Genomic DNA, 24,369 nt, shown 5'->3' with positions numbered 1-24,369 from the left:
AAAGACAGATATGAAAAATATAGTAAAAACAATAGCTATCACATTGCTCATTGCAACCACGTCTTGTAATACTGAATATTTGGATCCTAATTCCACATTAGAACCAGATGTAGTCAACAACACAGATAATCTGGTACGCCTTATCAATGGTGTTCAGCAAAGATGGAGTACAGAAAGAACCGGATTAATTTACACAGGCACACATATTTCTGGATTGAATACTGATGAATTAAGGTTATTGAATCCTGGAAACCTTGGTGAAAATGAAATCTTACTTGGAGGAGATGATGTTAGCGGAAGCAATGAATTATTAATTAACACTTGGACCAATGCATTATTAACCCGAAAGGAAGCTACTACAGTGATCGATGCCGCTGATGATGTTAGCGAAAGTACTTCTGTTTCGGGTTCTTTAAAAGCCTACGGTCTATTCTATAGAGCGCTGGCTCACGGTACACTAATTCAATATTTTGAAAGCATACCACTAGAAATTGTTGAGGATGCCGATTTTATTGAACGTTCTGCTGTTTTAGATGATGTAATAGCAGACTTGAACGAAGCTAAGGGATATATTGATGCAGGTTTAGATACATCCATTACAGCAGATATCTTTACTTCTGTTGATATTGAAAATTCTGTAAATGCCCTATTAGCAAGGTTTAATTTAATGGCAGGGAATTATGACGCGGCAATTACAGCTGCCAACAATGTTGATCTTTCAGTAAAATCTACTTGGGAGTACGATGCATCCATCCCTAATCCTTTAGCATTTTGGTTTGGCTCACAAAATGTGACCCAAGCCAAAGATTTAACATTCGGTCTACCAACAGATTTATTACCCGATGAAAATGACGAGAGAATACCATTCTATATAACCGCTGAAGATTTAGAAGCCGAAACACCAAATTACCAGGTTGTAGGTTTTTGGAGTGACAATGTAGATGAAATACCAGTATATCTTCCGGGTGAAATAATGCTGATAAAAGCTGAAGCATATGCTAGAAGTAATGATTTAACAAGTGCTGTAACAGAATTGAATGCTGTGTTAACCAAAACATCCAGTTCTGACATTTATGGTTTAGGTGCAAATCTACCCGAGTATGATGGTGCTTTGGAACAATCTGCAATTCTAGATGAAATTTATAAAAACAGAAGAGTAGAATTATACTTGACCGGACTCTCTTTAGAGGACAGCAGAAGGTTTGATAGACCAGGTGCAACGGAAACGGATGCCGAAAGAAACAGGGACTATTACCCCTACCCTAATTCTGAAAGAGACAACAACACAAATACCCCCGCAAACCCTACTTCTTAGTAAGTTTAATTTCAACAACCACTATCTAAATTAGGGCAGTTATTAAACTGCCCTAATTTTTAATTAAAATTACCAATTGAAACCTACAACAATCATTCTAATTATTGCCTTTTACTTTGCTGTACTTATGATTATATCATATTTCACCTCAAAGAAAAACAGTGATGATACATTTTTTACTGGCGACAAAAAATCACCATGGTATTTAGTAGCATTCGGTATGGTGGGTGCTGGTTTATCCGGTGTCACCTTTGTGTCCTTACCTGGTATGGTGGCAAACAATAACTTCTATTTTTATCAATTTATACTCGGAAACATTGTAGGCTATTTCTTTATAGCCTTTGTATTAACTCCTTTATACTACAAACTTCAACTCGTTTCCATTTACACCTTTCTCAAAGTGAGGTTTGGAAACAATACATACAAGACAGGTTCATTGTTTTTTCTGGTATCTCAATCTTTCGGTGCGGCATTACGTTTAATGTTAGCCGCCAAAATTCTACAATATGCAGTTTTTGACTATTTCAATATTCCTTTTTATGTAACCATCATCATTATTTTGATTTTGGTGTGGCTTTACACAAACAAGTCAGGCATTAAAACCATTGTATGGACAGATACTATGCAGACTATATTTTTAATACTTGGTGCCTCAATAACCATTTATACAATAATAAACACGTTAGACTTTAGTATTACCGAATCCTTTGAACGTATAACTTCCCACGAATATTTTAAAATATTAAATTGGGAATCTGATTCTGGAAATAACTTCTACAAACAATTTATAGCAGGTATTTTAGTAGCGATTGCTATGATCGGACTTGATCAAAACATGATGCAAAAAACACTCACTTGTAAAAATGTTTGGGATGCTCAAAAAAACACATTGACCTACAGTATCATTTTAGCATTGACACAATTTCTGTTTATGGGTCTTGGAGTGTTAATGTACATTTATGCAAATGAAATGGGCATACTATTACCCAAGGGCGAAAATGGATTGTTTTTAAATACCGACAACCTTTTTCCTAACCTTGCACTAAACCATCTTGGTACTTTAGCGGGTATATTCTTTATACTAGGCATCATAGCAGCATCTTTCTCTAGTGTAGATTCCGCACTTACCGCATTGACTACTTCTTTTACCTATGATTTTTTAGATATTTCAAACAAATCAAGTAAAACAAAAAAGCAGTTAAAGAATCTAGTCATAATACTTTTCTCCTGCATAATATTCGTAATTATACTTTCCTTTTCTAATAGCAAGGGAGATGTTATTTCCTTAATATTTAAAGTTGCAGGTTACACCTATGGTCCACTGTTAGGATTATACCTTCTTGGTATGTTTTCAAAAATAAAATTAAAAGATAAATGGGTTCCTGTAATATGCTTATCCGCACCGATAATAACTTATCTACTAGGACAATTCTCAATAAACACATTCAACTTTGATTTCGGATTTATAAACATAGCAGTCAATGCAAGCTTAACCGTAATAGGGTTATTGCTTATTAAAAAATAATACTATGAATACACTTAAACCCACTACAGAACAGTCATCAAATTACGATGATTTAGAAAAAATGACCGTTAACGAATTGCTAGTTAACATGAATCAAGAAGACAAGGCCGTTCCGTTGGCCATAGAAAGAGCTATCCCTAGCATTGAACATTTTGTAGAGCAGGCATTAGTTAGAATGAAAAAAGGTGGTAGACTATTCTATATAGGAGCAGGCACCAGCGGCAGATTAGGCGTTCTAGACGCCTCCGAATGCCCTCCAACATTTGGAGTTTCAGATGATTGGATTATTGGTCTAATAGCAGGTGGAGATAAGGCATTACGAAAAGCCGTTGAAAATGCAGAAGATAATGAAGCCATGGCATGGAAAGATCTTGAAGTCTATAAAATAAATGAAAACGATGTTTTGTTAGGTATAGCGGCATCGGGCTCAACACCCTATGTAGTTGGAGGATTAAAAGCCGCTAATGCCAATGGCATACTTACAGGGAGTATTTCATGCAATCAAAATTCTTTAGTATCAGAAATTGCAACCTGCCCTATGGAACTCGTTGTAGGTCCAGAGTTTGTTACTGGCAGCACGAGAATGAAAGCAGGTACAGCCCAAAAGCTGGCTTTAAATATGATTTCTACTTCAATTATGATTAACCTTGGTAGAGTTAAAGGAAATAAAATGGTAGACATGCAACTATCTAACAATAAACTAGTAGATCGCGGAACTAAAATGATAATGGAAGAATTAGGAATAAATGAAAGTCTTGCAAAATCATTATTATTAGAGCATGGTAGTGTTAGAAAGTCTATTGAGTGCTATAAACAATAAAATAAGCACACATAGAATTAAAATAGAACGTAGATTGCATACTTAGGTAAATTAAGGGTGATTACTTAATTTTACCTTATCTAAATGCAACTATGCTAATTTCCGTACACTTTTCAATACATATTGTACCTCAATTCACCTGAGACACTATATTTATTGATATTACAATTCCTGTATCGGCAAATAACTAAATTTTAATTTTAACCATGTTCAACTTTTTTTCTAAAAAACATTTTTTAATTGATCATCTTGAAGGTTTTATTGATATACACAATCATATTTTACCAGGCATTGATGATGGCGCAAAAACTGTTGAAGATTCCATTAAACTAATAAAAGGTTTTAATGAATTTGGGGTAAATGATTTTATTTGCACCCCACACATCATGGAGAATTATTATCCTAATAATCCCTCTACAATTCAAAGTTCTTTATCGTTACTGAAAAATGCTTTGAAGATGAATAATCTTGAGCATATCAATATAGAAGCTGCTGCAGAACACATGATTGATTCAGGATTTGAAACAATTTTAAATGAACATAAAGTCATGCCTCTTACAAAAAGCTATCTTTTAATAGAGATGTCTTATCTACAAGCTTCCATTAATTTTGATAGCGCCGTTCAAAAAATTAAGACTAATGGCTTATTTCCAATATTAGCACATCCTGAACGATACATGTATCTTCATAATAAAATGGATAAGTATAAACATTTTAAAACCGATGGTGTGCTTTTTCAATTAAACTTGTTATCGCTTGGTGATTATTACGGAAGTGAAGTGCAGAAAGTTGCAAACTGGCTATTAAAGAACAATTTAATTGATTTTGCAGCCAGTGACGTCCATAAAACAACTCAGCTAAACGCATTAAAAAAAATAAGCATCAAAGAAAAAACTTTGATGCTTATAAAGCCTATTATTGAAAAAACGATTTATAATTTTAGATAAAGTGGTTTAAAATTTCCACCATTTTTTACTTGTTTTACTGTAACCGTAGCCGTATTTTCCGCCATATCCTAATTCATCTAGAGTAACATCATTAACTACAAAAGATATTCCTTTGAGCTTACCTTCATCGCGAAGACCTAGTGGAAACTTTACTGCAGCTTCATCAGTTACACCTGCTCTTGTAACATAAACAATATGATTAGCGTATGGAGCAATCAATAAAGTATCACTTACCACCATCATTGGTGCAGTATCCACAATCACATAATCATATAATTCCGAAACCTCATCCAACAAATCTTCAACTTTAGAACTCATTAAAAGTTCCGCCGGGTTTGGCGGTATTTTACCAGAATAAATTACGTCAATTGTATTATGATGTACTAACATAGGCCTGATGATATCTTTAACCTGTATAGAGTCATCCAACAAAAACTCAGTTAAACCTGCATCTTTATTTCTTGAGGGAGTTTTTAGTTTATCCACTGAATCACCTGAGAAAAATGAATACAATTTCGGATTTCTAATATCCGCACCTACCAATAAGACTTTTTTATCAGTACTAGCTAAAATCATAGATAGATTGGTAGACACAAATGTTTTACCCTCACCAGGAGTACTTGATGTTATAAAAACAATATTATTCTTATTGCTATTCGTTGCATTTTTAGTCCTAATTAAAAAATCAAGATTTGTTCTAATAATACGTAAAGCCTCTGCTAAAACTGACCTATCATCATTAATAATAATTTTATTGTCTTTCTTAGTCAATCTAGGTAGCTCTCCTAAAACAGGAACATCGCTAGTAAAAGCTTCCAAACTATGTTTGTTATGAATTTTTGTATCCAATAAATCCTTTCCATAAATAATACCAAAAGGAACGAGTAATCCTAAAATTAATGACGCAAGATAAACGATACCATTCTTTGGCTTTACTGGCTCTTGCTGAATCAAATGAGCACTATCAATGACTTTAGATTTAGGCGCACTGGAAGCCATTGCAATTTGAGATTCTTCTCGTTTCTGCAAGAGATATAAAAATAAAGACTCTGTTGTTTGTTGCTGTCTTTCAATATCTCTTAATTGTCGAGAGTTACTAGGAGCCGAATATATTTTTGAATTAATTCGTGAAAGTTGTCCACTTAAATTATTCACCTGCATACCAAGATTCCTCTCCATACCGGACAAACTACTTTTAATTGTTCCTTTTAGACCTGCAAGTTGTTCATCCAAATTTACTATTATTGGATTTTGCTCATCAGCACTTTTCAACAAACGTTTACGCTCTAAAGCTAATTCATTATACTTTGCCGTAGTATTTGCAATACTGGGATCTGAAAGCCCAACATTGGCAGGTAAAACGTCATAACCGTTTTCCTCAGATATAATCTGATTCATTCCACTAGCAATATTCAACTGAGTTCTAGCATTTTCTAACTCCTGTCTATTTGCTGCACTTAAATTTAATGCGATATTCGATTCATTTGCAATATCAGTAACACCCTTTGAAGTCTTAAAATCTTGAGCGTCTTGGTCTACAGAACTTAATTCTCCTGAAATCTCTTTTATTCGTTCATCAATAAAATTAGAAGTTCTATCTGCAATTATCTTTTTGTCTTCTATCCCGTTTTGATTATATTCAGATATTAAACCATTTATTAAATCAATACTCTTTTGTGGTATTGGATCAGTCAATTCAATATTAATGATATTAGATTTTTCCCCAATTGCACTAATTAAAGTATTAGCCTGATAAGCCTCTGCCACTTTAAAAATTGGCATAACCTCTATGAGAAACCGTTTACCAGCATGAAGCTTAACAAACTCCGGATTTGGAGTCAGAACTATGTCACCGATAGGAGTTTCAATATTTTTACCATAGGAGTAAATTTTTACCGGACCATCTTCTAAAAAGTTAAACCCAAAATTATTTGAATCCTGTATATCAACATAAAATATTAGTTCCGAGCTATTAACGATAGAATCATTCGCAATGAAATTGATATTGAAAGGTCGCTTTCTATACACCTCAGAAGATTTGACATTTCCAATAACATTATATCGTATATTTAATTTTAAGTTTTTGACAACTTCAATAAAATTTGATCTAGAATTCAAAATCTCAATTTCATCCTCCACCTTATTAGTTCCACCTACACCTAAAATCTCCAAGTCATTAAAAGCCGCAAGTTCAGAAGAGGCATTCTTTTCCTCAATTATATGAATTTTTGCCTGTCCTGCATATTGTGGTGTAGCATATCTTAAATATATGGAAGCCAATAAAATTGCGATTACCGCACCGATTAAAAACCATTTCCACTTTTTGGTATAAATATTAAGTATTTCACTTAAATTTTGACCATTATTCAAACTTTCACTCATAAGATAATTGTAAAATTGAAAATATTAAACACAACTAGTTTCTAGTTAAAACTAAAACAGTAGATGTAATTAGAACAGAGGCTATAGAAACCCAAATGGTGGCTCTATTATCCAAAGCAGATGCCGTGATTGCAGATTTATTAGGTTCAACATAAACCACATCGTTCTGCGTTAAATAATAAACAGGTGAATCCAACGCTTCCTTACTAGTAAGGTTAATCCTATGATAGACTTTAGTTCCGTCAAAATCACGTATGACCAAAATATTATCCCTTTTACCTTTTATGGTTAAATCATTTGCAAGCCCTAATGCTTCCAAAATTGTTATCTGTTCCCCTATAACAGGGTAAGTACCTGGAGATTTAACTTCTCCTAAAATAGTTACAGTAAAATTCTTAAGTCGAATATTAATGATTGGATCTTTTAAGTAATTGCTCAATTTCTCTTTCAACAATTCCTTTGTTTTTTCAGCCGTTAGCCCAGCAATTTTCACCGGACCAATTACCGGAAAATCAATATTGCCACTTTTATCAACAATATAATCTAACTGTTCTGCTCTCATACCGCCCTCATCAATTCCTCCAACTAAATTGAATGGCATACTTGCCTGCGGATCTAATGTAGAAACATTAATCGATACCACATCGTCCACCTTAAATGTTTGTGAGTGATTATTTTCACCAACCTTAGTCTCGTAATCTCCTACCCCTTGAAAATAAACAACATCTTTATGAGAAGCACAAGAGTGCAGCATAACAATAGATATTGATAATAAAAAAAATTTAAATAAGTTTACTTTTAAATGTTTCATTAATGTCTAATTTAAGATGGAGTTTATGATTTTACTACTTTTAGTTTTTGTTCTGGACTTTGATTAGAATCAACTTTATCAAAATCGCATAATTCAGAATTCTTAGAAATATACTCAGGAACTATTTCCTTCATTAATTTTACTGTATTACCACTAAAAAACATGTTTGTTATACACAATTCATCAATTTTTGATCTCACTTTCGCATATTCAACATCACGAACTTTACTAATCTTAATTTTTTGATGATACGTTGGCAAGGTATTCTCCCCATTGGCTAAAAGCTCTTCATATAACTTTTCTCCTGGTCTCAAACCAGTAATTTTAATATCAATATCTTCTGGATATCGTAAACCAGAAAGTTTTATCATGTTTTTGGCTAAATCATAAATCTTAACGGATTCACCCATATCAAAAATAAAAATTTCACCACCTTCTCCCATGGCTCCAGCTTCTAGTACCAACTGAGAAGCTTCGGGAATCGTCATAAAATATCGGGTAATATCCTTATGCGTCAGAGTTAAAGGACCACCTTTTTCAATTTGTTTTCTAAATAAAGGAATCACGGATCCATTAGAGCCTAAAACATTGCCAAATCTAGTTGTAATAAATTTAGTTTTATTTTCCTTTTGCATGCAACTAATATACATCTCGGCAATGCGCTTTGTTGCCCCCATTACATTGGTAGGGTTAACCGCTTTGTCTGTGGATACAAAAACAAATTTCTCCACGTTATGCAAAATGGATAAGTCCGCAACATTCTTTGTTCCTCCAACATTTATTTTAATTGCCTCGTATGAATTGTATTCCATTAAAGGCACATGTTTGTAAGCAGCTGCATGAAATACTACATTAGGTTTATGCTCACTGAACAAGGCATTCATTCGGTTTTTATCCCTTATATCCGTCACAATTGGAATAAAATTATGAAAACCGTTTTGTTTTAATTCCTGTTGTAAATCATATAAAGCAGATTCTGCTGAATCTATTACAATTAAAGATTTATAATCGTAGTTACAAATCTGACGTACAATTTCACTTCCAATAGACCCTGCACCACCAGTCACCATTACCGATTTATTCATCAGCTCCATGGCAATTTTACTATTTTTAATTGTAATTGGAGCACGATCCAACAAATCTTCAATCTGAACTTGTTTAATTTGCGAAACTTTTAATTCTCCGTTTATCCAATCTTCTATCGGAGGCACAATTTTTACCACTATAGGTAAATCAACTAAGCCTTCTACTGTCTTTCTTAATTTAACAGAATCAATATTCTGTATTGAAAATATAATTTCAGATATATTATTCTTGACAATAAATGCTTCTGTCAAAGTCCTTCTTGCAAATACAGGAACTCCATTTATATTTTTTCCGATTTTTTTCGCATCTCTATCAATATAACCTATAACCTTATATCTACTTTTAGCATTGTTAGCTATTGCACCATGGGTTAACACACCAGAATCACCGGCGCCATAAATTAATATATTCTTGGATACCTTAATATTACTATTCATTTTGTTATAAAATGATTTAAAAACAAAACGAGAAGCTGCAAGACCTACGAACGTAATTAAACTGTTAATAATAATAATAATGGATAATGGAATTGTAAATTGGCTTAGAATATTCATTTGCCCATTAACCATTACAACAAATATGACCAAAATACTAAAAAGACAAACCGCATTAAAAATATTATAAACATCCCTGACTCCCGTATGACGGACAACTCCTTTATATGAGCCAACAATCAAAAATGCTAATAATGAAGTAACAGCTACAAGTGGTATTTGCACTAATAAGTTCTTAACTTCAAAATTTAAGGTCAAATTAAATCTTATAAAATAAGATAAGATAAAAGAAAAAATTACCGTTATCAGGTCAATACATAACACAAGCCATTTAGAAGCATAACGTTGTGCACTATAATTAAGATATTTCTGTATCATGATAAAACGTTTTTGATAGTTGTTACTACGCGATCCAAATCATCTTTAGTTAAGTTAGACCCGCTAGGTAAACAAAGCCCTCTTTCAAACAATGATTCTGAAGTACCATCTACATAATGTTGATTTCCATTAAAAATAGGTTGCAAATGTAAAGGTTTCCATAAAGGTCTAGATTCTATATTCTCATCTAAAAGGCTCATTCTAAGCTTTTCCCTAATTTCAAATGATGGCGTTAAGATACAACTTAACCACCTATTCGAAAAACAACCCTCCGGTTCCCCTAGAAATTCTAATTGAGAAAATTCCTTAAGAGAATCCAAGTAAAATTGATAATTAGCCCTACGAGCATTTACTCGATCATCCAAAACTTCCATTTGACCTCTTCCTATACCAGCTAATACATTACTCATCCTATAATTATAACCTATATTAGAATGCTGATAATGAGGTGCATCGTCCCTAGCTTGCGTTGCTAAAAACACAGCTCTCTCTACAAACTCTTTATTTTTAGAAACTAATGCTCCTCCTCCTGATGTTGTAATAATTTTATTACCGTTAAAAGATAGAATACCTATATCTCCAAAAGTTCCACAAGGCATTCCCTTATAAGTACTTCCCAATGCCTCTGCACTATCTTCTAGAATAGGAATTTGAAATTCATCTGCTACCGCCCGTATTTCAGCAATTTTATAAGGCATCCCATATAAGTGCACAGCAATTATTGCTTTTGGCTTTTTACCTTTTTCAATTCCGTTTTCTATAGCCTTACGCAATAAAGACGGCGATAAATTCCAAGTTTCCAATTCACTATCAACAAAAACAGGAGAAGCCCCTACATAAGAAATTGGATTTGCAGACGCCGAAAAAGTAAAGCTTTGACAAATGACATCGTCCCCTTTGCCAACACCTAAAAGCTCAAGACCTAAATGAATTGCTGCTGTACCTGCACTTAATGCAGCTACATGAACATCATTGCCTAGCGAATCCCTAATAGATTGCTCAAAAGCATTTACATTAGGACCCAGAGGGGCTATCCAGTTAGTCTCAAATGCTTCATTTACATATTTTTGCTCAGAACCTCCCATATGCGGAGAAGAAAGCCAAATTTTAGTAGGTGTTGATACGGTTTTCAATAGTTGACAATTTAGGGTTACAAATATTTAGACATCAAAATTAACTATACATTTTCTGAAAACAACGAATAATAAATATATTTCGTTTAATATGTGTAAATTATCGGTCAAAGTAAAGATGTTCATCCTTTAATCGTAGCTATAGGTTTTTGAACCCTGTAAATAACGAGTTCATCTAAAATATATTTCTTTTTAGCACGTTATTTTTTAATCTTTGCTTTTTTAATCCTTATAAAATTTAAATGAAAAAGATTACGAAAATATGTTGTATTGGAGCTGGATATGTAGGTGGACCTACAATGTCAGTTATTGCTAAACAATGTCCAGAAATAAAAGTAACCGTTGTTGATATTAACAAAGCTCGTATTGACCAATGGAATACAGATGACTTAGACCAACTTCCAATTTACGAGCCCGGGTTAAAAGAGATTGTAAAAGAAACAAGAGGTAAAAACCTTTTCTTTTCTACAGAAGTAGACAAGGCAATTGATGAAGCAGAAATGATTTTCATCTCTGTAAACACTCCTACAAAAACATATGGTAAAGGGAAAGGGCAGGCTGCTGACCTTAAATTTATTGAGCTTTGCGCTCGCAATATTGCCAAGGTTGCAAAAGATGATAAAATCGTTGTGGAAAAATCAACATTACCAGTTAGAACTGCACAAGCTATTCAAAATATTTTAGACAATACTGGAAATTCCGTCAAATTTGAAATACTATCAAACCCTGAGTTCCTTGCTGAAGGTACTGCCATAGAAGACCTTTTGGATGCTGACCGAGTACTTATCGGAGGGAACGACACTGCATCTGGACAAGCTGCCAAAGATGCACTTAGTGCTGTTTATGAACATTGGCTTCCAAAAGAACGCATTTTACAAACAAACGTTTGGTCATCAGAATTATCAAAGCTTGTTGCCAATGCATTTTTAGCTCAACGAGTTTCTTCTATTAACACAATATCTGCACTTTGCGAAAAAACAGATGCCAATATTCAGGAAATATCAAGAGCTATAGGCTTTGATAGTCGTATAGGTTCTAAATTCCTTAATGCATCTGTAGGTTTTGGTGGGTCTTGTTTTCAAAAAGACATTTTAAATTTGGTCTATATCGCAAGATCATATGGCTTAACAGAAGTTGCTGATTATTGGGAACAGGTTATCATTGCCAATGATTATCAAAAAAGTCGTTTTGCGGAAAATATTATTTCTACGCTATACAATACCATTTCGGGTAAAAAAATCGTCATATATGGGTGGGCATTTAAAAAAGACACCAATGACACACGTGAATCCGCTGCCATCGCAGTGGCCGATGCTTTATTGGAAGAACATGCCGAAATTATCGTCTATGACCCAAAAGTATCGGAAGAACGTATCTATGCTGATTTAGACTATTTAGGTACTAGATCTCCAGAGGAAAACAGACGTTTATTGAAAGTCACTAAAAATCCAATGGAAGCTACTCAAGATGCCCATGCCATTGCAATTTTAACCGAATGGGATGAATTTAAAAGTTATGATTGGAAAACCATCTACGAACAAATGTTAAAGCCGGCATTTGTTTTTGATGGCAGACGTTTATTGGATACTAATAATATGGAATCCATTGGCTTTAATTATTATAAAATAGGCCAATCATGAAAATTTTAGTAACCGGTGCCGCTGGCTTTATCGGCTTTTTTGTTGCAAAATCGCTAGTAGAGAAAGGGCATACGGTGGTTGGCTTAGATAATATTAATGACTATTATGATGTCAACCTTAAATATGCTAGATTAAACGAACTTGGTATAACCAAAGAAAAAGCCGAAATTTTTAATGCTTTAAGCCCAAGTAATACTACTAAATCATTTTCTTTTATACGACTGACACTTGAAGATAGAGACAATTTACCTCGACTCTTCAATGCTCAAAATTTTGATGTGGTATGTAATTTAGCCGCCCAAGCAGGGGTTCGTTACAGTTTAGAAAATCCAGAAGCTTATGTAGATAGTAATTTGGTTGGATTTCTAAACATTTTAGAATGTTGTCGTAATTTTAAAATTAAACATCTAGTATACGCCAGTAGTTCAAGTGTTTATGGTTTAAATGAAAAAATTCCATTCGAAACAACTGATACTGTGGACCACCCCGTAAGTTTATATGCTGCCACAAAAAAAAGTAATGAATTAATGGCTCATGCATACAGTCATTTGTACGGATTTAAAACGACTGGATTACGATTTTTTACCGTTTATGGCCCTTGGGGAAGACCAGATATGGCTATGTTCCTATTTACCGATGCTATTGTTAACAACAAACCCATTAAAGTTTTTAATAACGGAAAATTAGAACGCGATTTTACTTATATAGACGATATTACAGAAGGTGTTGTCCGCATAATACAAAAGCCGGTTGTAGAAAAATCAGGAATTAAAGGTGAATTTAAAATTTACAATATTGGCAATAGCAAATCTGTAAAATTAATGGATTTTATCACTGCTATTGAAGAAAGTTTAGGTGGTGTAGCAAAAAAAGACATGTACCCCATGCAACCGGGTGATGTTGAAAAAACCTGGGCCAATGTAGACGATTTGATTAAAGATTATGAATATCGCCCCAATACACCAATTAAAAAAGGTGTTCAGCAATTTGTAGAGTGGTATAAGAATTTTTACATCTCTTAGCACAATATTGGTATAACTTGCTTGTCATTGATGTAACAAAGTATTTCTCTAAAAAAGAACTGAAAAACACAAAAACCTTACATGAGTTTATATAACCTTAAATCAAATTTTCACATCTTAGTAACAGGTGGTGCCGGCTTTATTGGTTCCAACTTGTGCAACGAGTTAATTCAAAACGGAAACCAAGTAACTTGTTTAGATAATTTTGCAACTGGAAAGCGCAAAAACTTGGCTTCAATAGTAAATCATCAAAATTTCACTTTAATTGAAGGTGACATCAGAAACTTGAGCGATTGTCAAAAGGCTTGTGACGGAGTAGACTATATTTTACACCAAGCAGCTTTAGGATCCGTTCCAAGGTCTATTAATGACCCTATAACCAGTAATGACGTTAACGTTTCAGGATTTTTAAATATGCTAGTGGCTGCTAGAGATGCTAAAGTAAAGCGTTTTATTTATGCCGCTAGTTCTTCAACTTATGGAGATTCTACCAATATGCCCAAAGTAGAGGATATTATAGGCAAACCACTCTCCCCCTATGCCATAACAAAATATGTAAATGAATTATATGCCGATGTCTTTAGCAAAACTTATGGTATGGAAACCATTGGTTTACGCTATTTTAATGTCTTCGGAAGAAAACAAGACCCTAACGGTGCCTATGCAGCAGTAATTCCAAAATTTGTAATGCAATTGATGAAACATGAATCTCCCGTTATTAATGGCGATGGTTCATTTTCCAGAGACTTCACCTATATAGACAATGTCATACAAATGAATATTCGCGCAATTGTCTGCGACAACCAAAATGCAATGAATACCGTATATAATACAGCTTATGGTGAACGTACAAACTTAAATGAACTTACCGAACTGTTAAAAGAGTACTTAGGTGAATTTGACCCTAAAATAAAAGAAGTAAAAAATGTGTATGGACCAACAAGAGCAGGAGATGTACCACATTCTTTAGCCTCAGTTGACAAAGCCAAAACGTTATTACATTATGACCCTCAGTATGACATTAAAACCGGATTAAAAGAAGCGGTGAAGTGGTATTGGAAAAATTTGAAATAAAATACGCTAGGAGTTAAAAATATAAATACTATGGTTGCTTTTCGCAACCTTACTAATAAATTTAGGTTACTGATAAAAACCGAAGTAATAAGAATATGAAAGATATAAAAATTGCCATTATTGGTTTAGGGTATGTAGGCTTGCCACTTGCTAGATTATTTGCAACAAAATATCCTGTTATCGGTTTTGATATTAATAAAGACCGTATAGCTGAACTTAGAAAAGGTCATGATAGTACCTTAGAAGTAGAAGATGACATTTTACAAGCTGTACTCAAAGATGGACCAAAAATGGAGACCGGTCTATTTTGCAGTAATCAATTAGAAGATATTGCAGACTGTAATTATTATATTGTTACCGTACCTACACCAGTAGACAGCACCAATAGACCAATTTTGACCCCACTGTATAAAGCTTCTGAAACTGTTAGTAAAGTATTAAAAAAAGGAGATACCGTTATTTATGAATCTACAGTATATCCTGGGGTTACAGAAGACGAATGTATCCCTGTCTTGGAAAAAGAAAGTGGTCTGGTTTATAACAAAGATTTTTTTGCCGGTTATTCCCCGGAACGGATCAATCCTGGCGACAAAGAACATACCGTAGAAAAAATATTAAAAGTCACCTCTGGTTCCACACCGGAAATTGGTAAAAAAGTAGATGAACTGTATGCCTCCGTAATTACTGCAGGAACACACTTAGCCCCAACAATAAAGGTAGCTGAAGCTGCCAAGGTCATAGAGAATTCACAACGTGATATTAATATCGCCTTCGTCAACGAATTGGCTAAAATTTTCAATCTTATGGGAATTGACACCCACGATGTCTTAGAAGCCGCAGGTACAAAATGGAACTTTTTACCTTTTAAACCAGGTTTGGTAGGTGGTCACTGTATTGGTGTTGACCCTTATTACTTAGCCCAAAAAGCACAAGAATTTGGTTACCATCCAGAAATTATCTTGGCCGGTAGACGTATGAATGATACTATGGGTAAATATGTATCTTCAGAAGTCGTAAAATTAATGGTACAAAAAGACATAAAAATTAAAGGAAGTAAAATATTGGCACTAGGAATAACCTTTAAAGAAAATTGTCCAGATGTAAGAAACACAAAAGCGGTAGACGTTATAAACAATCTAAAATCTTATGGCACCGCTGTTACTATTTATGATCCTTGGGCCTCAAAAGCTGAAGTTGAACATGAGTACAAAATGAACATAGTCAATGATATTCCTTCAGAAAAATTTGATGCTATAGTATTGACCGTGGCCCACCAACAATTTCTAAATATTGATTTCACCAACTTATTGACTGATAACGGGATTATATATGACGTCAAAGGAATATTAACCGGTAAGGTAGACGGTAGATTGTAAACTGTTTTTTACCAACTCTGCTAAAAATCAAGCAATGCTATCGTATTTAACATAGTATTGTTTTTTTAATAAAAAAGCGCACCACCATATATTTCTCCTTTCAAACTTTTCCCTCACTTCTAATCATCTGCTTTTATTGCTGTTGAACTAATTTTTATTTTCGTATTAAAATTACTACATAGTTTTACGTAAAGTTTTAAACAATTCCTAAGAAAGTAACTTTCTAAAGTTAAAATTGTAACTCGTTAAAATATTATATCACTCAAAACCCATATCCATGAACAATGTAAAAACATCTGAAACATTGATTTGCACCCCATCTGAATTAGCTAAAGAAATTTGCTCTACAGCAATTTCCAATAGAGAAGTTACAGAATCTGAGAGAAAATTAGCGCCATCCATTATAGAAGAACTTAAAAACCACCAGTTATTCAAAATGGCACTTCCAAAACATTTGGGAGGATGGGAAGGCAACCCTGTTGAAACTTTAAAAGTTTACGAAACCTTAGCCAGTGCGGAAACATCGGTTGCATGGATTGTATGGAACAATCATTTAGCTTGTACCTTTGGCAGATTTTTAAACAATGAAAACCTAAACGAAATTTACAAAAACCCAAATGATGTTTATGCCAATTCTACTAGACCAGAAGGTGTTGCAAAAATAATTGAAGGTGGTTATATGGTATCTGGCAGGTGGAGCTTAGTTTCCGGATGCGAGCTTGCAGATTGGTTTGTTTTACGCTGCTTGGTAACTGGCGGGGATCTTCCTACCAAATTAGGACCTGGTGCAAAATTAAAATTAATGTATGTTCCTAAGGACAAAGTAAAGGTAATAGACACTTGGAACGTTGGTGGGTTAAGAGGTACCGGAAGTCATGATATTGAAATTGAAGAAACTTTCGTAAAAGACAGCTACGCCGTTGATTTTGAAAGTCATGTTGAAAATGATAGTGCTTACAATAGACTTCCTATTGGGGCAATCAATTCCTCTGGTTGTGCAGCCATGGCCTTAGGCCTGTTAAAGGGTGCCATAGATGAACTTACCAAAATGTGTTTAGAAAGGGTTACTCCTGGCAAAAATCCAGACTTACGTGACAGACTTACGGTACAAATGGCATTAGCTAAGGCAAAAACAATTTTAGCTGCTCATAGAACACAGCTACATCATGCAGTCAATATAATATGGGAAGAATCGGTAAAAGAAAATTCCTTTACCGATGTACAATTAGCAGATGTTTGGGCGGCATCTTATGAAGCGGCAACCGCAGCAAGAACTATGGTTTCTGAAATTTATGCCGTAGCAGGTACATCCTCATTGTATTCCAAATTTAGGATAGAAAGAATCCATAGGGACATTTATGCTGTTCTACAACATGGCATAATCCAACCTCATTGGATGAACCAAGCCGGTATGGCTTATGTGGGCTTAAAACCTACAGCGGCAATGTTTAGGATTTAATACCATACTAAAGACCGATTTTCTAAATAAAACATTGTGATTTTAAGGTTTATCTATATTCAATTAAAAAACCTAGACTCAAATTAATCAAAAACACACATCTTATGATAGAGACAATTGAACACAAAGAAAAATGGGTTGAACAATTGGCCAAAATCGGCAATACTGATTTTTACTTTACATATGATTATCATCATTTATCTAAAAGCGAAGGTGAACAGCCAATTCTGTTGAAATACACTCAAGGCAACCAAAGTATCTTGTTACCCCTACTCTTAAGAAATATTTCAGGTACCGAATATAAAGACGCCATTTCCGTATATGGCTATGCTGGCATATTAACTAATGATAATAGTTCAAATATCAATGCATCAGAATTTCAAAAGAGCCTAAAAGCTTATTTCCTTGAGAAAAATATCATATCTGTATTTTCTAGACTACATCCTTTTATGGTTAACCAAGAAGATTTACTTAAAGGTTTAGGAGAAATTACAGAGCAAGGGATGGTAGTTTATTTAGACCTTACATTACCTATTGATGTTCAGAGAGCTAATTTTAACAGAAGGCTAAAAACGTACTTAAACAAGGCTAGAAAAGTTTGTACCGTTATTGAAGGCAATCACAAAGAAGATTTAAAAAAGTTCATAGAATTGTATCATGAAAACATGAGGCGTGTAGATGCCACCGATAGTTACTTTTTCAATGAAGAATATTTTGAGCGTATTATGGCCAGTAAGGACTATACACCTCAACTAATGATTTGTAAGGACAATGAGACCCAGAAAACTATAGGTGGTGCAATTTTTATTAAAAAGGACAATATTGTACAATATCACCTATCTGGCTTAGATGCTGACTTTTTTGATTTAAACCCCATAAAACTTATTATAGATGAAATGCGGCTAAAATCAGTTGAAGAAGGATACACTTATTTAAACCTTGGAGGAGGAAGAGGTGGCAGCAATGAAGATTCTCTTTTCAGATTTAAAAGCGGATTTTCCAAAGATTTCAAAAACTTTAAATTATGGAAATTTGTAGTCAATGAAGAGGTATACGAAAAACTAACTATAGACCATTTGAATAAGTATCCTGGAATTGACAAAAATGACATTTCATTTTTTCCAAAATATAGAGCAGTAATCCAAAATATGGACATTGCAGTATAATCTTATTATTTTTAGCATAAAGGCGTTTCTATTTTTAGGGACGCCTTTTTGTTTATACAGATTTTAGTGTTAAAATAGATCCACCACAAGTTTACGATAAATTTACAAACGGGAATAAAATGTTAAAAAAAACTGCTTTTTATCGATTTTGAATATTTTTTTAATCCAAAAGACAAACTTCGTCCGTATAATTGAAGAACAATTGATGTATTTCAACGAATAAAAGGTTTATTTCATCGTTATTCTAAAAAAAAGAAATATTTTTAAATCCCTAAATCTTAAGTAATTAAACACTTTTAACCCATTATGCGAAACCTACACATCCCTACACGCATGACAGCCCTACTATGTCTTGTTTTAATTTTCCACTCTTGTAGTAAAGATGCCGATTTATTATCTGAGTATGTTATTACTAAAAATGATAACGCTACTAATTTACAAACCTATGTTGTAAATGATGTTTTCTACATTAATAATAATACTGATATTGTTCTAGATGTATTGAACAATGACAATTTTGAAGAATTAACTAATGTATCCATTACCAATACTTCCACAGCCCAGAACGGAACAATTGTAATCAATAGTGATAATACCCTAACGTATACTCCTAAGGAAGAAATAACCGAAACGGAAGAGTTTGAAGACACTTTTACATATACCGCAGAAGAAGTTGATGAAGAAGGTACGGTTACAGAGGAAGAGGCTACTGTTACGGTTAGTAATGATGAATCTATACTTGATAATGAGTCCAATAGAACACCAAACGAAATCAGTGAAGCTGTAAAATATTGGCAAAGTAAGTTCGATCAAGAATGGTTGGATAATGATAATCAAATTGATCATGCAGATGCCTTACTTAGAGCCAAAAGTGCAAATGTAGGTCAAGAATATTATTTTTTAGCCTATTATGTTGATGGTTTAATTAAAATTTGGCAAGCGACAGGGGAAAACAGTTATCTGGATGAAGCTTTAAAACTAATTAATCTAACGGTTAGCGACGCTGCTAATGTAGGTAACGGATACCTAGGATGGCCAAACAATGAAAATGATGGATACCCACTCTGGGATAGTTACTATTGGCGCTACGTAGCTACGTTACTTAGAATAATGCATCAATCGCCAAATTTGAGAGCCACAGAAGACTATCAAAAACAATATGAAGAACTTTTAGCATTCTCAGAGAAAAACATTTGGGAAAGATATGAAGTTCAAGGGTTAAATAATTTTTATAGAATTAACACCCATATGTCTACTCATTGGGCTAGAATTGGTATGGAGTTATATATTATCACTGGCAAGGAAAAATACAAAACTGTTTTTGAAAATATTTCATACGGCGATATGATCTACCGCCCATCTAATCTTAGAAATCAGTTAAAACCTAACAGTAAGGTTTCATCAGCAGTAACCTGGAGTCAACGTTGGGATATTAATTCAATTCAAGATACGGATCATGCAGGCGCAATAGTTAGTTTTATTGTAAACGCCTATGAAAATGACATGTATTGGAACCAAGAAGATATAGACGCTTTAAAATCAACGTTAAAAGATGTTATTTGGAAAGAAGAATTTGGCTCCAATTTTATGTCCAATGTGGATGGTACAGGTGAATTTGATTTACATGGTAGAATTCATGAATGGCTTGTTTTAGGTAGTTATGATTCAGAAATACAGGAAAGAATTATAAAAGATTATACTGGTAAGAATTTAACTTATTATGGAATTCAGCCCTTAGGCATAGCGGCATTAAATGCTAAAATCTTAGAGGATGGACATCCAGTTTACCCAGAACAATAATTTAAAATTATAAGCCCTTTCAGGGCTTATAATTTTTATTTTAATACCGAACAAATTAACAATCACATCGAATTAATAGTAGTATTTTCTATTTAGTAGTTATTTTTGGCATATCTTATTATTTAGTTGAAATGGTAATGCACTTTGTATAGTATAATTAATTAGCATGAACAAAACTAATCAGCCAAAATTAATACTTGGTCTTTTTATAATTTTTGTTATTATTTTTTTAATAGCTTTAGGTCCATATTTTCAGCTACAATATATAGTAACTATGGGATTGCTGCCTATATTAGCTGGAATATCCTTCTTATACGATTCAAAAGATCTACACTTAAAAAAAAAGGAATTTTTCATATTTTTTACTTTATTTTTAATAAGCTTTACTACTGTATTTTACTACAAAGGCTTTGAAGAATTTACTTCTACTTTAAGTTCCTTTTTTGGTGCAGTAATATCTGCATATATTGCCATTGGCCTTACAAAAAGAATAGATTATAGCAATTATATTCATATTGGTTACATTATATCTATTATTTTACTGTTTTTAATAATGGTCATAAATGGTAATATCACTACCAATTTTGCATCGGCCATAGCATTTAGAGATAGGTTTATGTTAAATGCGAATGCATATTCCTATTTCTGCATTTTTGCCAACTTCTCATTGTTTTATCTTTATTTAAAATATAGGAAGAATCTTATACTTATATTTTTAATTTTACTACCCATTTTATTCTTGATTATTGCTTTTACAACGCAGTCAAGAGCAGGATTACTGCTAATAACTCTTATCAATGTAAGTTTTTGGCTATTTGTAAACAAGCCCGTCAACCCAACTAAATTCAGAACAATATTTAGAAAATTTCTAATACTCTCTGCTTTAGTTCTATTGCTTTTTCAATTTTTAAAAATTTATGAAGGGTCTAGAATACAAAACAGAGTAGCGAAAACTGAACATAAGAAAGACTCAAGAGAAGTTTTAATTGAAGAAGGTATAGAAGTTTTTAAACTTAATCCGATTTTTGGAGTAGGTTTAGGCCAATTCCCTTTTTATAGTAAATATAGATTGTTTACCCACAATTCGTACACTGAAGTCTTAGCCGAACATGGAATAATTGGAGGCGTATTGTTATTCGCTTTATTTCTAATACCGACAATACAAAGTATCAAAAATTACAGGAAAGATAAAAATAACCCACTATACAAATTCTATCTATTGTTTTTTATTACATTTCTAATTTATAATAATTTTTATGTGTTCTATAAATTCCCTTTTTCCATGATGTACTTTTTCCTAATTATTACGCTTCAAAAGAATGACACCGTTTCACAATAGATAGCTAACATAAATTATTATCAAAACATTTTAACTTAAATAATGTGTCATTAAAACAAAAGGCAATTAGCGGTTTCAGCTGGACCGTTTTTGAAGGTATATTTAGCCAAGGAGCCATATTTATTGTAGGTATAATATTAGCCAGACTTTTAACTCCTGAGGATTTTGGTGTTGTAGGTATTATAACCGCTATTATCACAGTGACTAATTCAGTTGTAGAAGCTGGATTTGGTAGCGCTTTAATACGTAAAGTTGAAGCCAATGATAAAGATTACAACACGGTATTTTACACAAATTTAGTTACGGCTGTTTTTTTATATCTATTACTTTTCTTTTCTGCAAAACAGATAGCGTATTTTTTTAACACGCCAATTCTAAATGACTTAATAAAAGTATCGGCATCAATTCTTGTCATAAATGGGCTTGTTATTATACAAAGAACCATTTTAACTAAACAATTAGATTTTAAAAAACTTGGTGTTTTTGCTGTAATATCCTCCTTATTAGCAGGTGCTATTGCCGTTTTTATGGCGTATAAGGATTATGGTGTTTGGAGTTTAATAGCGTTTTCAGTTTTGAGACCGCTAATGAATAGTATAATGTTATGGATAAGCTCTACCTGGGCTCCAAAACTTCAATTTTCTAGACAAAGTTTTACGGAATTATTTAATTTCGGCTATAAACTTTTAATAACAAATTTGGTAAATACTGCTTATAAAAATGTATATTATTTTATAATTGGCAAATACTTCTCCCCTACATCTTTGGGTTTTTACACAAGAGCTGACCAATTTCAAACTCCATTTTCTACCAACATAACCTTCGCTATAAGAAGAATCAGTTTTCCAATATTATCTAATTTTCAAAATGACAGAAAAAATCTAAAACTAAAATTTATTCAGTTCATTCGTTTTAGTATGTTCTTGAACTTTACGATCATGCTTATTATTGCAGCCATTTCAAAACCTTTAATTTTAATTACTATAGGTGAGAAATGGGAAACATCTATTTTTTATCTCCAACTTTTATGTATACCAGGCATGTTGTATCCATTACAAATTCTACATTTAAATTTGTTACTTATAAAAGGTTACTCTAATCTAAATCTCAGACTAGAAGTAATAAAAAAAATAATACTTATTCCAATAATATTAGTAACCGTTAATTATGGAATAGTTTATATGATATATGGGCTTATTACCTTCTCAATAATTGAATATTTTATTAATAGTTTTTACACCAGAAAAATAATTAATTATAATCTAAAGAATCAATTAAAGGATTTTTTACCATTTTTTACAATTGCTATTGTCACATTTGTTAGTATGTTAAGCATTACATATTTTTTATCAGATATATATTTAATGCTATTCATACAACTTATTACTGGAGTCATCGTTTTTATTTCTACCAATGAAATAATTAAACCAATGGAATACTTGACAATTAAAAATAAACTGTTGTCAATTTTAAAAAATAAGAAATGATGAATGGTAAAATAAAAGTTGCATTTCTGCTAAGTATCATAACAGAACGAGGAGGAATAGGAAGGGTTACCTCCATTATTTCAAATGAATTAAGTTTAAATCCAAATTTTGAAATTCATATTATCAGTTATGCTAAAAAGCAGTCTAACTCTTATGATTGGAACAGCGAATTACCATATCATTATTTATTAGAAAAAAGAACACCCATGAAAAAGGGTATATGGTCCGCTACTAATAAATTACGAAAAATAACCTCTAAATATAACATAGATATTCTTATTTCTTGTGGCGCAATTACAGGACCCTTAAGCGTTCTTGGCACACGTTTTAATAAAACCAAGTTAGTTTACTGGTCTCATTCTAGTTTTAAAGGTACTTCAAATAAACAATTTAGAATTTTCAACGAACATTTTAGCGCCCTTTTTTGTGACTGCTTAATTAGTCTGACAAAAACTGATGAAAAGAATTACAGTAACGAAACTAAGGCGAAATTTGTTACTCAAATTTATAACCCTATTGACAAAAGATTATTGGAAAATGTAAAAACTTACAATGAAAACTCAAAAAAAATTATTAGTGTTGGCAGATTAACCGCTCAAAAAAACTTTGAAGCTGCACTTGATGTTGCTGAATTAGTTTTCAAAAAACATCCTGACTTTATATGGGATATTTATGGTTCAGGAGAAGATGAAGAAATGTTGAATAACATAATAGAATCAAAAAATTTAAGCGGTAAAGTCAATCTTATGGGGCAAAGTAGTGATTTATATAATTTATATAATGATTACGCCATGATGGTTATGACTTCAAAATATGAAGGTTTTCCTATGAGCTTAATTGAGGGGTTAGCCTCAAAATTACCGTTAGTTAGTTTTGATATACCTACAGGTCCTAATGAAATAATAATTGACAAAAAAAATGGATATTTGATACAACCATTCAATATTCAAGAAATGGCAAATAAGATAAATTTATTAATTGAAAATCAAAATAAACGCAAAATGTACACAGATTTTGACCGAAATCATATTAGTCAATTTAAATTAGAATTTATAATTACTAAATGGGAAAACACTCTTAAAAAAATAATTGAATAAGTTTTTGTCATTAACAAT

General features: G+C 32.8%; 18 protein-coding genes. 14 read left to right on the top strand and 4 right to left on the bottom strand.

The genetic code is table 11. From position 1 onward, the window contains the following. Nucleotides 1-10: 10 nt before the first annotated feature. From CSC80_RS10545 to CSC80_RS10530, 4 genes are all read left to right on the top strand, one after another. A complete protein-coding gene (locus CSC80_RS10545) occupies nucleotides 11-1,315 on the top strand; it encodes a RagB/SusD family nutrient uptake outer membrane protein (RefSeq protein WP_099191688.1) in 1,305 nt (434 codons plus the stop codon). Nucleotides 1,316-1,442: 127 nt separating this feature from the next. Then, nucleotides 1,443-2,840: a sodium:solute symporter gene (locus CSC80_RS10540; protein WP_180268602.1), complete on the top strand. Its 1,398-nt coding sequence runs from the start codon at nucleotides 1,443-1,445 to the stop codon at nucleotides 2,838-2,840. 4 nt (nucleotides 2,841-2,844) lie between these two features. Then, complete coding sequence (gene murQ / locus CSC80_RS10535) at nucleotides 2,845-3,660, top strand: N-acetylmuramic acid 6-phosphate etherase (RefSeq protein WP_099191684.1); 816 nt, start codon at nucleotides 2,845-2,847, stop codon at nucleotides 3,658-3,660. 206 nt (nucleotides 3,661-3,866) lie between these two features. Further along, nucleotides 3,867-4,607, top strand: a complete 741-nt coding sequence (locus CSC80_RS10530; protein ID WP_099191682.1) for a CpsB/CapC family capsule biosynthesis tyrosine phosphatase — start codon at nucleotides 3,867-3,869, stop codon at nucleotides 4,605-4,607. A 6-nt stretch (nucleotides 4,608-4,613) separates the two neighbouring features. Here the strand turns inward: CSC80_RS10530 and CSC80_RS10525 are convergent, their stop codons facing one another. Genes CSC80_RS10525 through CSC80_RS10510 form a run of 4 tightly spaced genes read right to left on the bottom strand, consistent with a single transcriptional unit; the run spans nucleotide 4,614 to nucleotide 10,843 of the window. Then, a complete protein-coding gene (locus CSC80_RS10525) occupies nucleotides 4,614-6,989 on the bottom strand; it encodes a tyrosine-protein kinase family protein (RefSeq protein WP_099191680.1) in 2,376 nt (791 codons plus the stop codon). A gap of 34 nt (nucleotides 6,990-7,023) precedes the next feature. Next, on the bottom strand, nucleotides 7,024-7,800 hold the full coding sequence (locus tag CSC80_RS10520; protein ID WP_099191678.1) for a polysaccharide biosynthesis/export family protein: 777 nt from the start codon (nucleotides 7,798-7,800) through the stop codon (nucleotides 7,024-7,026). Between the two features lie 23 nt (nucleotides 7,801-7,823). Next, nucleotides 7,824-9,758, bottom strand: a complete 1,935-nt coding sequence (locus tag CSC80_RS10515; protein WP_099191676.1) for a nucleoside-diphosphate sugar epimerase/dehydratase — start codon at nucleotides 9,756-9,758, stop codon at nucleotides 7,824-7,826. Further along, on the bottom strand, nucleotides 9,755-10,843 hold the full coding sequence (locus tag CSC80_RS10510; RefSeq protein WP_099192302.1) for a DegT/DnrJ/EryC1/StrS family aminotransferase: 1,089 nt from the start codon (nucleotides 10,841-10,843) through the stop codon (nucleotides 9,755-9,757). Before CSC80_RS10510 ends, CSC80_RS10515 begins: the two co-directional genes overlap by 4 nt. A gap of 290 nt (nucleotides 10,844-11,133) precedes the next feature. Between CSC80_RS10510 and CSC80_RS10505 the strand changes: the two genes are divergently transcribed. The 10 genes from CSC80_RS10505 (at nucleotide 11,134) to CSC80_RS10460 (ending at nucleotide 24,351) form a co-directional block, all read left to right on the top strand. After that, complete coding sequence (locus tag CSC80_RS10505) at nucleotides 11,134-12,531, top strand: nucleotide sugar dehydrogenase (protein ID WP_099191674.1); 1,398 nt, start codon at nucleotides 11,134-11,136, stop codon at nucleotides 12,529-12,531. Further along, on the top strand, nucleotides 12,528-13,553 hold the full coding sequence (locus CSC80_RS10500) for an NAD-dependent epimerase (protein ID WP_099191672.1): 1,026 nt from the start codon (nucleotides 12,528-12,530) through the stop codon (nucleotides 13,551-13,553). The genes CSC80_RS10505 and CSC80_RS10500 overlap by 4 nt, the downstream gene beginning before the upstream one ends. Before the next feature lie 81 nt (nucleotides 13,554-13,634). Continuing rightward, nucleotides 13,635-14,627, top strand: a complete 993-nt coding sequence (locus CSC80_RS10495; protein WP_099191670.1) for an SDR family oxidoreductase — start codon at nucleotides 13,635-13,637, stop codon at nucleotides 14,625-14,627. Nucleotides 14,628-14,722: 95 nt separating this feature from the next. Further along, entirely contained in the window at nucleotides 14,723-16,003 is a 1,281-nt protein-coding gene (locus CSC80_RS10490; RefSeq protein ID WP_099191668.1) for a nucleotide sugar dehydrogenase, read from the top strand. Between the two features lie 277 nt (nucleotides 16,004-16,280). Continuing rightward, a complete protein-coding gene (locus tag CSC80_RS10485) occupies nucleotides 16,281-17,462 on the top strand; it encodes an acyl-CoA dehydrogenase family protein (protein ID WP_099191666.1) in 1,182 nt (393 codons plus the stop codon). 104 nt (nucleotides 17,463-17,566) lie between these two features. Beyond that, on the top strand, nucleotides 17,567-18,628 hold the full coding sequence (locus CSC80_RS10480; protein ID WP_099191664.1) for a peptidoglycan bridge formation glycyltransferase FemA/FemB family protein: 1,062 nt from the start codon (nucleotides 17,567-17,569) through the stop codon (nucleotides 18,626-18,628). 306 nt (nucleotides 18,629-18,934) lie between these two features. Then, on the top strand, nucleotides 18,935-20,428 hold the full coding sequence (locus CSC80_RS10475; RefSeq protein WP_143751737.1) for an Ig-like domain-containing protein: 1,494 nt from the start codon (nucleotides 18,935-18,937) through the stop codon (nucleotides 20,426-20,428). A gap of 166 nt (nucleotides 20,429-20,594) precedes the next feature. Beyond that, nucleotides 20,595-21,767: an O-antigen ligase family protein gene (locus CSC80_RS10470; protein WP_099191660.1), complete on the top strand. Its 1,173-nt coding sequence runs from the start codon at nucleotides 20,595-20,597 to the stop codon at nucleotides 21,765-21,767. Nucleotides 21,768-21,811: 44 nt separating this feature from the next. Next, nucleotides 21,812-23,254 carry a lipopolysaccharide biosynthesis protein gene (locus CSC80_RS10465; protein WP_099191658.1) on the top strand — a complete coding sequence of 481 codons (1,443 nt, stop codon included), beginning with the start codon at nucleotides 21,812-21,814 and terminating at the stop codon, nucleotides 23,252-23,254. Next, nucleotides 23,251-24,351 carry a glycosyltransferase gene (locus CSC80_RS10460; protein ID WP_099191656.1) on the top strand — a complete coding sequence of 367 codons (1,101 nt, stop codon included), beginning with the start codon at nucleotides 23,251-23,253 and terminating at the stop codon, nucleotides 24,349-24,351. Before CSC80_RS10465 ends, CSC80_RS10460 begins: the two co-directional genes overlap by 4 nt. Nucleotides 24,352-24,369 lie beyond the last annotated feature (18 nt).

This window comes from Maribacter sp. 6B07, from assembly GCF_002700155.1.
GTDB lineage: Bacteria > Bacteroidota > Bacteroidia > Flavobacteriales > Flavobacteriaceae > Maribacter > Maribacter dokdonensis.
This window is presented reverse-complemented; position numbering and strand designations above follow the sequence as displayed.